The 12,267-nt window shown below is 69.4% G+C and carries 12 protein-coding genes; 5 read left to right on the plus strand and 7 right to left on the minus strand.

Annotated features, from left to right (window positions below):
- Positions 1–285 carry a hypothetical protein gene (locus tag MMB17_RS14635; RefSeq protein ID WP_241099238.1) on the plus strand — a complete coding sequence of 95 codons (285 nt, stop codon included), beginning with the start codon at positions 1–3 and terminating at the stop codon, positions 283–285.
- A gap of 8 nt (positions 286–293) precedes the next feature.
- Here the strand turns inward: MMB17_RS14635 and MMB17_RS14640 are convergent, their stop codons facing one another.
- Positions 294–2,612, minus strand: a complete 2,319-nt coding sequence (locus MMB17_RS14640) for a lytic transglycosylase domain-containing protein (protein WP_241102199.1) — start codon at positions 2,610–2,612, stop codon at positions 294–296.
- Between the two features lie 186 nt (positions 2,613–2,798).
- Between MMB17_RS14640 and dapA the strand changes: the two genes are divergently transcribed.
- On the plus strand, positions 2,799–3,695 hold the full coding sequence (gene dapA / locus MMB17_RS14645; RefSeq protein WP_238312437.1) for a 4-hydroxy-tetrahydrodipicolinate synthase: 897 nt from the start codon (positions 2,799–2,801) through the stop codon (positions 3,693–3,695).
- Between the two features lie 88 nt (positions 3,696–3,783).
- Positions 3,784–4,257 carry an SsrA-binding protein SmpB gene (gene smpB / locus MMB17_RS14650; RefSeq protein ID WP_238312436.1) on the plus strand — a complete coding sequence of 158 codons (474 nt, stop codon included), beginning with the start codon at positions 3,784–3,786 and terminating at the stop codon, positions 4,255–4,257.
- 116 nt (positions 4,258–4,373) lie between these two features.
- On the opposite strand, the gene MMB17_RS14655 is transcribed toward smpB, so the two are convergent.
- Both MMB17_RS14655 and pyrE read right to left on the minus strand, forming a co-directional pair.
- Positions 4,374–5,015, minus strand: a complete 642-nt coding sequence (locus MMB17_RS14655; protein WP_238312435.1) for a LabA-like NYN domain-containing protein — start codon at positions 5,013–5,015, stop codon at positions 4,374–4,376.
- A 291-nt stretch (positions 5,016–5,306) separates the two neighbouring features.
- Positions 5,307–5,897 (minus strand): orotate phosphoribosyltransferase, encoded by a 591-nt coding sequence (gene pyrE / locus MMB17_RS14660; protein ID WP_241099239.1) that lies wholly within the window; start codon positions 5,895–5,897, stop codon positions 5,307–5,309.
- Positions 5,898–6,030: 133 nt separating this feature from the next.
- On the opposite strand from pyrE, the gene prfB reads away from it, so the two are divergent.
- A protein-coding gene (gene prfB / locus MMB17_RS14665; protein WP_238312433.1) for a peptide chain release factor 2 occupies positions 6,031–7,159 on the plus strand; the annotation gives its coding sequence in 2 pieces (ribosomal slippage) (positions 6,031–6,099 and positions 6,101–7,159; 1,128 coding nt in all).
- Between the two features lie 81 nt (positions 7,160–7,240).
- On the opposite strand, the gene MMB17_RS14670 is transcribed toward prfB, so the two are convergent.
- The 3 genes from MMB17_RS14670 to MMB17_RS14680 all read right to left on the minus strand — a co-directional run bounded on the left by MMB17_RS14670 (position 7,241) and on the right by MMB17_RS14680 (position 10,619).
- The gene (locus MMB17_RS14670; RefSeq protein ID WP_241099241.1) at positions 7,241–7,936 is read right to left on the minus strand and encodes a glutamine amidotransferase-related protein; all 696 of its coding nucleotides are present in this window, start codon (positions 7,934–7,936) and stop codon (positions 7,241–7,243) included.
- 45 nt (positions 7,937–7,981) lie between these two features.
- Positions 7,982–9,358 carry an ethanolamine permease gene (gene eat / locus MMB17_RS14675; RefSeq protein ID WP_241099243.1) on the minus strand — a complete coding sequence of 459 codons (1,377 nt, stop codon included), beginning with the start codon at positions 9,356–9,358 and terminating at the stop codon, positions 7,982–7,984.
- Positions 9,359–9,464: 106 nt separating this feature from the next.
- Positions 9,465–10,619, minus strand: a complete 1,155-nt coding sequence (locus MMB17_RS14680) for a ceramide glucosyltransferase (protein ID WP_241099244.1) — start codon at positions 10,617–10,619, stop codon at positions 9,465–9,467.
- Positions 10,620–10,789: 170 nt separating this feature from the next.
- Here MMB17_RS14680 and MMB17_RS14685 point away from each other — a divergent pair, with 170 nt between their 5' ends.
- Positions 10,790–11,623, plus strand: a complete 834-nt coding sequence (locus tag MMB17_RS14685; protein WP_241102200.1) for a histone deacetylase family protein — start codon at positions 10,790–10,792, stop codon at positions 11,621–11,623.
- A gap of 20 nt (positions 11,624–11,643) precedes the next feature.
- Here MMB17_RS14685 and MMB17_RS14690 read toward each other — a convergent pair whose 3' ends face one another.
- Positions 11,644–12,243, minus strand: a complete 600-nt coding sequence (locus MMB17_RS14690; RefSeq protein WP_241099246.1) for a MarR family winged helix-turn-helix transcriptional regulator — start codon at positions 12,241–12,243, stop codon at positions 11,644–11,646.
- Positions 12,244–12,267: the final 24 nt, after the last annotated feature.

Below are 12,267 nucleotides of genomic sequence, written 5' to 3' on the forward strand. Positions count from 1 at the left end.
ATGGCCCTGACCGTTCTCGCGTCCGCGCTCTGGCCCGGACTTCTCGCGGCGCTGGCGCTCGGCGCCGTGGTCGGCGCCTGGACCGGCTGGCCGAGAACCCGGCTCGCCCGGATCGCCGGCGCGGCCCTGGCCGCCGGCGGAGCCGTGCTCGCCCTCGCCGCACTTTCGAGCCGGCTCCCCGGCCACGAGCAATTCGTGGTCGAGAGCTGCACCCTGCTGCTCGGCTTCTATCTCGCAGGCTGCCTCGTCGGCGCCCTGGCCGGCGCGTTGGCCCGGCGCGGCTGAGAATCTAATCAGGGCTTCGTCGGCGCGGCCTCGGCGCTCACCGCGCTGCGCGCGCCGCGGTTCATGTCGCGCTCGATCAACAGGGCGCTGCGGCCGTCGAGGCGGTTGCGATAGACCTGCAGGTTCTCCATCACCCGCTGCACGTAGTTGCGCGTCTCGGTGAAGGGGATCCGCTCGACCCAGTCGACCGGATCGACATCGGGCTTGCGCGGATCGCCATAGGCGTCGATCCACTTCTTCACGTTGCCGCCGCCGGCATTGTAGGAGGCGAAGGCGAGGATGTAGGAGCCGCGCCAATCCTCCATCAGCTCGCCGAGATGGGCCTGGCCGAGCCGGGCATTGTAGGCCGGGTCGCTGGTCAGGCGGTCCGTGTCGTAGGCGGCGCTGACCCGCCGGGCCGTGCGCTGGGCGGTGGCCGGCATCATCTGCATCAGCCCCCGCGCCCCGACGCCGGACTGCGCCTTCGGGTCGAACTGGCTCTCCTGGCGGGCGATGGCGAAGACCATGGCCCGCTCCACCGGGGTCACCGCACCGAAGGCCTCGTAATCGGGAATGCCGATCGTCGGATAGGCATGGGTGTCGAGGGGGAGGCCCTTCTGGGTGGCGAGCTTGCCGACCGCCACCAGGGCCCGGGCATCGCGCACTTGCACGGCGACGTCGCCCAGCGCGTTCAGGGTCGCCTCGTCGGAGATCCTGGTCGCGGCGTCGATGTAGAGGGGAAGCGCCAATTCGCGCATGGAGGCGGCGGCGAGCAGCTTCAGGGCGCGCACGAACGGCCGATCCTCGAAGGCGGTCCGGGCCGCGCCTTCGAGCTGGGCGGCCTGCCGCAGGGGCAGGCTGTTCTGGCCGAGCCGGGCCCGGGCGAGCTGACCGTAATAGGCGATCGGCAGCAGCGCGGCCTTCTCGTAGAAGCCCTTGGCCGTCTCGCTCTGGCCGAGGGCCTCCGCGGCCCGTCCCTGCCAGTAGGTGGTGCGCGCCACCGAGATCGGCGTCTCCGCCACGGCGGCGGCCTTGGCGAAGTGGCGCTGCGCCGTCTCGGCATCGCCCGCGAAGCGCAGGGCGATCCAGCCGGCGGTGAACTCGGCCTCGATCGTCTTCTCCACCGAGCGGGCGCTGTGACCGGCGGCGACGGCGAGCGCCGTCTTCGGATCGCCCTCGTCGACGAGCTTGCGGGCCACGATGCGGCGCTCGACCCACCATTCGTCCCCGTCGACCAGGACCTCGCCGTTGGAAGGCGCGGAGATCAGGATCTTGGCGGCTTCCGCCGCCTTGTCGGCGCGGCGGTAATATTGCGCCCGCGACAGCAGGAACGAGGAATCGCCGCGCAGGGAAGGGGGCACGGCGTTGAGTGCGGCCGGGGCGGCGGAGCTCTTGGCCTCGACGGCGCGGCGCGCCCGCACGAGGCTCGCATAGGAGCCGCCGGCATAATCCGCGGCGCGGCCGGCGGTGGCGAAATCCTCCTTCAGAAGGGCGCGTTCCATCCGGTAGCGATGGTCGACCTTGCCGAGCACGTTCGGGAAGGCGTCCATCACCTTCCCCTCGAGGACGCGGCCGAACGTGTCCTCGCGCCAGAGGGCGCGCACGAGTTCGGCGGCATCCGCGTCGAGCCCGTCCGCCTTGAAGGCGAGGGCGAGGGCGAACTTGCCGGGCGCGCTCACGGGCCGGGCGCTGGCGAAATAGGCCCGCACCACGGCCGGGCTCTTCTTCTCGCTGAGCAGAGTCTCCTCGGCCCGGCGCCGCAGCAGGGGGCCGGCCGGCCAGTCCGGATGCGCCTTCAGGAAGCCGGTCACGCGCTCGAAGCCGATGCCGGCGCCCGCGCGGATCGCGACCCATTCGAGCAGGGTGCGCGCCGCCTCGTCCTTGAAGCCGTCCCGCATGCGGTCGCCCTCGGCGACCTTGCCCTTGCGGTAGAGATCGATCGCCTGGCGCAGCTGGGCGAGATCGGTGTCGCCGGCCATTACGGCGCGGGCCGGGTCCGGCAGCTCGGGGACGGGTGCGGCAGGGGAGACCGCGGCATCGGGCAGGGGGAAGGCGACCGGCGCGTCGCCGTCGGTCGACGCGTAGGACGAGGCCGCGGCGGGAAGCGGAGCGTCGGAGGCTGCCTCGCCCTTGGTCGTCTCCACCTTCAGCGCATCGGCCGCGACGGGATCGGCGGGAGGCTGGCCGTCCTTGACCAGTGCCGAGGGAGCGGCGGCATCCGAGGCCGGGACGGCGGGGGCGCCGGCGGGCTGAACCCCGCGCAGGCCCTCGGCCGGATCGGCCGCAGCGGCGCTCGCACCGAGCGCGACGGTGAGCAGCAGAGCAAGCGAGCGGGCGGGCAGCGCCATGGTCCGGTACACCCCGTGGAGGGCAGCCAAGCCTTAACTTGGCCGCGGCTGCGTTAAGAAGGCATTAACCGCCCGCGCGAAGCGTTTGCGCCGGGCCGGGCGAGGCCGTATGGATGCGCGGCCGAACGGCCGGCGGCGAAGCCCGGCTCCCGGCACATGAGAACAAGGAAGGCCGGGAACGCCGACATGACCGACATCCACGCGCGCCTCAGGGGCTCGATGACGGCGCTCGCGACGCCGTTTCGCGACGGCGAATTCGACGAGGAGGCCTTCCGCGCCTTCGTGGATTGGCAGATCGCAGAGGGCACCCACGCCCTCGTGCCGACCGGCACCACCGGCGAGAGCCCGACCCTCAGCCATGCGGAGCACGACCGGGTGGTCGAGACCTGCGTGAAGCAGGCCGCGGGCCGCGTGCCCGTGATCGCCGGCGCCGGCTCGAACTCGACCGCCGAGGCGGTGCAGCGGGCGCGTCATGCGGAGGCCGTCGGCGCGGACGCCGTGCTCATCGTGACGCCCTACTACAACAAGCCGACCCAGGAGGGGCTGTATGCCCACTTCAAGGCGGTGAACGACGCCGTCGGCATCCCGATCATCATCTACAACATTCCCGGACGTTCCATCGTCGACATGAGCGTCGAGACGATGGCGCGCCTGTTCGAACTCAAGAACATCGCCGGGGTGAAGGACGCCACGGCCAAGATCGACCGGGTCAGCCTCCAGCGGCAGGCCATGGGAGAAGATTTTATCCAGCTTTCGGGCGAAGATGCGACGGCGCTCGGCTTCAACGCCCAGGGCGGCGTCGGCTGCATCTCCGTAGTCTCGAACGTGGCGCCCCGGCTCTGCGCCGATCTGCAGGAAGCCACTCTGCGCGGCGACTTCGCCACGGCCCTAAAGGTGCAGGACCGGCTGATGCCGCTGCACACGGCAATGTTCTACGAGTCCAACCCGGTCCCGGTGAAGTATGCCCTGTCGCGCATCGGCCGGATGTCGGCCGAGGTGCGCCTGCCGCTGGTGCCGCCGACCGAAGGCTGCAAGGCCGCCGTCGACGCCGCACTCCGGCGCGCCGGACTTATCGAGGGCTGACCGAAACAAGCGGCGCAGCTCGCCCCGGGGCCTCCCAGCCCCCATATCAGGCGATCCGCGCCGAACGCCCTACGCGAAAACTGAAAGCATGGCCCCGAAGAACGAACCCGGTCGGCGCGTCGTCGCCGACAATCGCTCCGCACGCTTCCACTACGCCATCGAGGACACCTTCGAGGCGGGCATCGCCCTGACCGGGACCGAGGTGAAGTCCCTGCGCGGCGGCAAGGCGACGATCGGCGAATCCTATGCCGGGCCCTCGGGCAACGACCTGATGCTGTTCAACGCCTTCATCCCGGAATACCTGGAGGCGAACCGCTTCAACCACGACACCAAGCGGCCGCGCCGGCTGCTGCTGCACCGCCGCCAGATCAACAAGCTGATCGGCGCCACGCAGCGCCAGGGCTACACGGTCATCCCGCTGAAGATCTACTTCAACGACAAGGGCCGGGCGAAGGTCGAGCTGGGCCTCGGCAAGGGCAAGCAGCTCCACGACAAGCGCGAGAGCGTGAAGCAGCGCGACTGGCAGCGCGACAAGGCGAGGCTCATGCGCGACAAAGGCTGAGCCGGCGTCGCTCCTCTTCGAGCACCCATAAAAAATCCCGGCGGCGCGGCCTTCCGAAGGCTCGCGGCGCCGGGATTGTCCGAGTGTCGCCTCGCGCCGGCGAGGCGGGATCGCCGTCAGCCTTCGCTGTCGCCGTCGCTGGCGGGACGGATGCCGTAGCGGCTCTCCAGGCCCGGATTGCTGCGGGGCGGCTGGTCGCGACGGGGAGTGTCGGAGGCGGCCCGCACCGGGCGCTCGCCGGGGTCGCGGCCGATGCGGCCGATCAGCTGGGACAGGTCCAGGAACTCGTCCGCCTGCCGCCGCAGGTCGTCCGCGATCATCGCGGGCTGAGTCTGGATGGTCGAGACGACGGTGACGCGCACGCCCTTGCGCTGGACCGCCTCCACCAGGGACCGGAAATCGCCGTCGCCGGAGAACAGGTAGATCTCGTCGAGATGCGGCGCCAACTCCAGAGCGTCGATCGCGAGCTCGATCTCCATATTGCCCTTCTTGCGCCGGCCGGTGGAGTCGCTGAACTCCTTCACCGGCTTGGTGACCACGCGGTAGCCGTTGTAGTCGAGCCAGTCGATCAGCGGGCGGATCGAGGAATATTCCTGGTCCTCGATCATGGCGGTATAATAGAAGGCCCGGATCAGATTGTACCGGCTCTGAAAATCCTTGAGTAATCGCTTGTAATCGATGTCGAAGCCGAGCGCCTTGGTGGTGGCATAGAGATTGGCGCCGTCGATAAAGATCGCAGTACGCTGCTTGTCGCTCATCAAATAGTCCATTCTGGAATGAAGGAACCGCGCCTGTCTGGCGCCGAGTCGGCGCCGGTGGGTATGGCTCGCGGGCGTTGCTGGGAAAGTTTTTGCTTCGTTGAAAATCGGAGTTACATTGACCGAAATCTTTTCCGAATGCGTTTGATGGTGTTCTCCAGCGCGATCGAGGGCGCGAGGACGTGCGAACGCGCTCGATCAATTTAAATTTGCATGATGAGAGATACCTCCCCTGTCAAGGGCGCCCCTCCCGCATTTCGAAGTCGTGATCGGGGAGGGTCGCCCGGCCCCTTACTTGGTGGGGATCGCCCGGCTTCCCGGCTTCACGGGCGGGATCGCGGCGAGTTCGGGCGGGATCGCGTCGGGAGCGTAGTCCGGGATGTCGAGGGTGACGAGGGAAAGGAGCGGCAGGCCGATCTCCCCGCGCCCGCCGGAGCGGTCGATCAGGCAGGCGGCCCCCACGATCTCACCGCCCTGTCCCTTGAGGGAGGCCAAGCATTCCCGCGCGGAGAGGCCGGTGGTGACGATGTCCTCGACGATCACCGCCCGGGTGCCCTGCGGGATCGAGAAGCCCCGGCGCAACTCGAACGGGCCGCCGGGATCGCGCTCGACGAAGATCGCCTTCGCCCCGAGATGGCGCGCGGTCTCGTAGCCCGGGACGATGCCGCCGATGGCCGGGGAGACCACGATGTCGATCTTGCCGAACCGCGCCGTGATCGTAGCGGCGAGAGCCTTGCACAGGCGCTCCGTGCGGGCGGGATCGGAGAAGATCGTCATCTTCTGCAGGAAGGTCGGCGAGCGCCGGCCCGAGCTGAGGATGAAGTGGCCCTGCAGCAGCGCGCCGGCGGAGCGGAATTCTTCGAGGACGGCTTCGGGGGTCATGCGCGGCTCCGGGCAGGAAAGATCGCCCCGCTTCTGGCAAGCCGGATGCCCCGGGGCAAGGGCGCGCCATTTACAGCCCGCCCCCCGCCCGGTATCACCCCCGCCCACACCGACAGATCGAGTTTCACACCAGATGCGCGCCGAGATCGAGCAGAGCTCGGATGCCGCCAAGCAGTCTATAGGGCTGCTGAGGAGGCATCTTTGACTGGGATACCGTCGATAAACGCCTCGCGGAGCTGAACGCCCGCTCCGAGGACCCCGACCTCTGGAACGATCCGGAGGCCGCGCAGAAGGTGATGCGCGAGCGCCAGCAGCTCGACGAATCCGTCTCCGCGATCCGGAAGCTGGAGCGGGACCTCGAGGATGCCGCCACCCTGATCGAGCTCGGCGAGATGGAGGGCGACGCGGCCTCCATCGCGGAGGGCGAGGCCGCCATCCGGGCCGTCGAGAAGGAGGCCGCGAGCCGCCAGGTCGAGACCCTGCTCTCGGGCGAGGCCGACGGCTTCGACACCTATCTCGAGGTCCATGCCGGCGCCGGCGGCACGGAGAGCCAGGACTGGGCCAACATGCTCCAGCGCATGTATGCCCGCTGGGCTGAGCGGCGGAAGTTCAAGGTCGAGATCGTCGAGATGACCGACGGCGAAGAGGCCGGGATCAAGGGCGCCACGCTCCTGATCAAGGGCCACAACGCCTATGGCTGGCTCAAGACCGAATCGGGCGTGCACCGCCTCGTGCGCATCTCGCCCTACGATTCCAACGCGCGCCGCCACACCAGCTTCGCCAGCGTCTGGGTCTATCCCGTCATCGACGACCGGATCGAGATCGAGATCAAGGAATCCGACTGCCGCATCGACACCTACCGGTCGTCGGGCGCGGGCGGCCAGCACGTCAACACGACCGACTCGGCGGTGCGCATCACGCACAACCCGACCGGCATCGTGGTGGCCTGTCAGCAGGAGCGCTCGCAGCACAAGAACCGGGCCACCGCCTGGAACATGCTGCGCGCCCGCCTCTACGAGCTGGAGCTGAAGAAGCGCGAGGAGAAAGCCAATGCCGAGGCCGCCGCCAAGACGGATATCGGCTGGGGCCACCAGATCCGAAGCTACGTGCTGCAGCCCTATCAGCTGGTGAAGGACCTGCGCACCGGCACGCAATCGACCGACCCGGACGAGGTGCTCGACGGCGACCTCGATCCCTTCATGGAAGCCTCCCTGGCGCAACGCGTCTATGGCGGCGGCGAGGCGGTCGAGGACATCGACTGATCGTCATGGAAACGCCCGCGGGGATTGTCGCCCGCGGGCGTTTCCTTGTCACGGTCCCGACGTGCGGGGCCGTCTTCGCGCTCAATCCTCGGCCAGGAACTGGCGGATCCAGCCGCCGACGCGCTGCGAATCGTGCGGCGCCTCGAGGGAGGTGAGGGCACGGCGGACGAAATCCGGGTCCTGTTCGGCAGCCGGGTGGCCGTCCGTCAGCGCCCGGGCGTAGTCCGGCGCGAATTCCGGATGACACTGGAAGGAGAGAGCGGCGCGGTCGGAATAGGCGAGGGCGCCGTAGGGGGTGAAGGCCGAGCCGGCGATCACCCGGGCGGCCGGCGGCAGGCGCACCACCTGATCCTGATGGCTCACCGGCACGGCGATCCGCTCGGCCTCGTCCATGAAGGGCAGGCGCTCGGCGACCGTGTAGCTGTGCAGCCCGAGGCCCCAGCCCCGGTCGCTCTTCTCGACATGGCCGCCGAAGGCCTGGGCCAGCGCCTGATGCCCGAAGCAGATGCCGACGAGCTTCTGGCGCGGATCGAGACCGCGCAGGAAGCCGAGCAGGTCGACGATCCAGGGATCGGGATCGTAGACCCCCGCCGGCGAGCCGGTGATCATGTAGCCGTCGAAGGCGGCGGGATCCTCCGGCAGCCCTTCCGCCTGCACATCGATCAGGCGGTAATCGTGCCCGCCGCCCACGAGATCCGCGGTCATGCGGCCGTAGCTCGGGAAACGGCCGGCAAGGCGCTTGGGCGGATGGCCCGTCTCCAGGATGGCGATCTTCATGGGTGGATCTCGGCGCGACGGGAGCAGGAGGCTCCGCGCCGGGATCTAGAGAGCGGGGTCGAACTGTGAAAGCGCCCCCGGGGTGGCCGGCCGTGCGAGCAGGCGATGGCCGATCAGCGCCAAGATCATGACGCCCGCGAAGAGCGCGAAGATGAGCAGGTTGTAGATCACGAGCGCCACGAAGCAGAGGCAGGCGAGCCCCAGCGCGAGGCCCGGCGCCAGGGGAAAGAGCGGCGCGCGGTAGGGCCGCGGCAGATCGGGCGCGCTCCTGCGCAGCTTGAACAGGGACGCCATGCTGACGATGTACATCGTCAGTGCCCCGAACACCGACATCGTGACGATGCTGGCGGTGAGCGACTGCCCGGCGATGCTGACGAGGTTGTCGTTGTAGATCGCGGCGATGCCGACGACCCCGCCCGCGAGCGTCGCCCAATGCGGCGTCTGAAAGCGCGGATGCAGCCGGGCGAAGAGGGCGGGCAGGAAACCGGCCCGGGCCAGGGCGAAGATCTGGCGCCCGTAGCCCATGATGATGCCGTGGAAGGAGGCGACGAGGCCGAACAGGCCGAGCCAGACCAGCATGTGCAGCCAGCCGCTCGATTCGCCTACCACCCGCTTCATGGCCTGGGGCAGCGGGTCGTTCAGGTCGGACAGGCTCTTCCAGTCGCCGGCGCTGCCCGCGAACAGCATCACCCCGAAGGCGAGCGCCGTCAGCGTGAGCACGCCGGAGATGTAGGCGATGGGGATCGTGCGCTTGGGATCCTTGGCCTCCTCCGCCGCCATCGCCACCCCCTCGATGGCGAGGAAGAACCAGATGGCGAAGGGGATCGCCGCGAAGATGCCGCCCACCGCCGGCCAGCCGAAGGTGTCGGACCCGGCCCAGCCCCCGGCGGCGAAGTTCTGCAGGCTGAAGGCGGGGGCGACGACCCCCATGAAGACCAGCAATTCACCGACCGCCAGGAGGGTGACGAACAACTCGAAGGTCGCCGCGATCTGCACGCCGACGATGTTGAGCCCCATGAAGACGAGATAGGCGCCGAGCGCCGCATGCTTCGGGTCCAGGGCCGGGAACTGCACGTTCAGATAGGCGCCGATGGCGAGCGCAATGGCGGGCGGGGCGAACACGAATTCGATCAGCGTCGCGAAACCCGCGATGCAGCCGCCGACCGGGCCGAAGGCCTTCAGGGCGTAGGCGAAGGGGCCGCCCGCCTGCGGGATCGCGGTGGTGAGCTCGGTGAAGCTGAAGATGAAGGCCACGTACATCGCCGCGACGACGGCGGTGGTGATGAGGAAGCCGAGGGTGCCGGCCTGCGCCCAGCCGTAGCTCCAGCCGAAATACTCGCCGGAAATGACGAGGCCGACGGCGATGCCCCAAAGGTGGAAGGCGTTGAGGCTCTTGTCGAGCTTCGTTTCCGGACTGCCCATGCCAGATGCTCCGCGGCCCGCGTGCAGGAAGGCACGCGCGCTCCCCTCAGGCAAGAGCTTTGCCGATTTGGGACAGCCGAACACGCGCTGCCCCGAAAAATCATCCTCAGCCCGTCGGGCGCAGGCGGGGCGCGGCGTCCTTCGGGCGGATCTCCATGGCATTGCCGCGCCAGACCACGGCGCTCTGGAGCCAAGCGCTCGCCCAGATGCCCGGCAACATCAGGTCGCGCACGAGGAAGGCGGCGATCAGGCGGGGCGAGCGGTGCCAGCCGGCGCGGCGGGCGAGCGCGTATTCCGCCCCGTACCAGAGGGCGCCGAGGGCGAAGCAGCCGGCGGCCGCCTCGAACGTGCCGGCCAGGGCCGCCCCGAGGGTGAGCGGCAAAGCCGCGCCGATGCCGATCTCGGGGGCGAAGAAGAGCGGGAAGGTGACCCGGCGCAGGCGCGCCCAGCGCACCTGCCGCCCCCAGACCTCGGCGAGGCTGCGCCGGCCGAGCGGCTGCTCGAAGGGCGCGGCGACGAGGTGGACCCGCTTGCCCGCGGCCCGCACCAGCTTGGTCGCGGCCGCATCCTCCGCGATCTCGGCGTTGAGCGCCCGGATGCCGCCCCGGGCCTCCAGGAACGGCTTGTGCCAGAGCATGCTCTTGCCCTGGGCGAAGCCGAGGCCCAGCGCCTCCCCGGCATATTGCCAGCGGGCCTGGAGCGTATTGAGGAAGGCGCACTCGATCTCGGCGGGAAAGCCGTCCGGCCGCGAGCCGACCGGCGTCGAGCAGACGAGGCCCGTATCCGGCCGCCAGGCCGCCTGGAGGCGCTGCAGGTAGTCGGGCGGCATCATCACGTTGGAATCGGCCAGCACCACCCAGTCGTGCCGGGCCGCATCCCAGCCCCGCACGCAATTGTTGAGCTTCGGATTGTCGCCGAGGCGTTCGTCGCCGACGATCAAGCGGGACGCGACATGCGGATGCGCCTGCATGAGGCGGTGCAGCAGCGGAACGATCGGGTCGCTCCCATCGGCCACGCAGAAGATGATCTCGTAATCGGGATAGTCGAGGGTGAAGCCGCGGCTCAGCATCTCCTCGCTGAAGGCCTCGATCCCCCGCACCGGCCTGACGAGGCTGACCGGGGCGCCCGCCGGAAAGGCGGAGACGCGGCGCTGCCGCCCGATGCGGCACGCCGCCACCGCGACGCTCGCGAGGTTGACGAGGACGAGGAGCGCGCACAGCGTGAGGGCGATGACGGTGCCGTCCCCGAACGTCTCCGCCATATCCCGTGCGCCTCCGTGCCGATGTCCGGCACCGCCTAGCCGACGCAGCATTTCAGGCGTGTGACACGCTGTCCGGCAGCCGTTTCTGCCCTTCGAGCCGAGCCTTGCCCCCGCCGATCGTCTTCCACGAGGCCTACGGGGCCACCCTGCCCGAGGGCCATCGCTTTCCCATGCGCAAATACGGGCGCCTGGCGCAGGTTCTCCGGGAGCGCGGGCTCGCGCCGAACGGCTTCGCGCGGCCGGAACCGGCGGACCGCGCGCTTCTCTGCGGCGCCCATGATGCGGCCTATGTCGATGCCGTTCTGGCTTTGGCCGTGCCGCGGGCGATCGAGAAGGAGATCGGCCTGCCGGTGACGGAGAGCGTCGCCGACCGCTCCCGGGCCTCGTCCGGCGGCACCCTGCTCGCGGCCCGCCTCGCCCTGGGAGAAGGGCTCGCCGGGAGCACGGCGGGGGGCAGCCATCACGCGCGGCGAGAGAGCGGGGCGGGCTTCTGCATTTTCAACGACGTGGCCGTCGCCGCACGGGCGCTGCGCTGGGCCGGCACGATCCGACGCGCCCTGGTGATCGATCTCGACGTGCATCAGGGCGACGGCACCGCCGATTGCCTGCACGACGATCCCGACCTGTTCACCTTCTCCATGCATTGCGAACGCAATTATCCGTCGCGCAAGATACCGGGCGATCTCGATGTCGGGCTGGCGGACGGGCTCGGGGACGACGCCTATCTCGCGGCACTGTCCGCGCATCTGCCGCGTCTCGTCGATGCGCTCTCCCCCGACCTCGTCTTCTACAATGCCGGTGTCGACCCGCACGCGGCGGACCGCCTGGGGCGGCTGACGCTGACCGACGACGGACTGCGCGCCCGTGACACCCTGGTCCTGCAGGCCGTCCGCAGCCGGGGCGTGCCCCTCGTCGCCGTCATCGGCGGGGGCTACGACAATGACGTGGACGCCCTCGCCGCCCGCCACGCCATCGTGTTCGAGACGATGGCCGGCTTCGCCTGATCCTCAGGGCTTTCGCCGGGTCACTCGCCCTCGATCGGCCGAGCGCCCTTCGCCGGCCGCTTGCTCTCCCGCGGCGGCATCTCCTTCGCCGGGTGGCCGGCCCGCGAGGGCGGGATCGGCACCGGCTTGGAGAACGCGCCCATATTGCGCGCGAGCCGCCCGAGCAGCCCCACGAGCTGGGTGATCTCGTGGGCGCTGAGCACTTCGAGGAAATTGCGCTCGCGGGCCCGGGCGACGCTGGTCATCCGCTCGTGCAGCTCGGCCCCCTCCCGCGACAGGGCGAGCAGCCGGACCCGGGCATCCCGTTCATCGCCGCGGACCAGAATCAGCCCGCTCTCCTCGAGCCAGGCCACGCTGCGGCTGACCACGCCCTTGTCGAGGCCGGTCGCCATGCAAACGCGCTGGGCACTGATCCAGGGCTCGGAGGCGAGGGTCCGCAATAGACGCCAGTCGGTGATGCCAATGCCGAAATTCCGACGATAGAAGCTCGATCCATCCGCCGTCAGCGTGTTGGACAGAGTCGTCAGCAAAGCAGGAACGTAGACGTCGTTGTCGAGGAGACTCTCGCTGTTGAGGAAATCCCCGATTCCTAGATCCTCGTCGCGATTCTTGCGGGTCATCTGCCCCATCAATTTGCCCCGTCA

Origin of the sequence: Methylobacterium organophilum, assembly GCF_022533465.1 — a bacterium.
Classification (GTDB): domain Bacteria; phylum Pseudomonadota; class Alphaproteobacteria; order Rhizobiales; family Beijerinckiaceae; genus Methylobacterium; species Methylobacterium organophilum.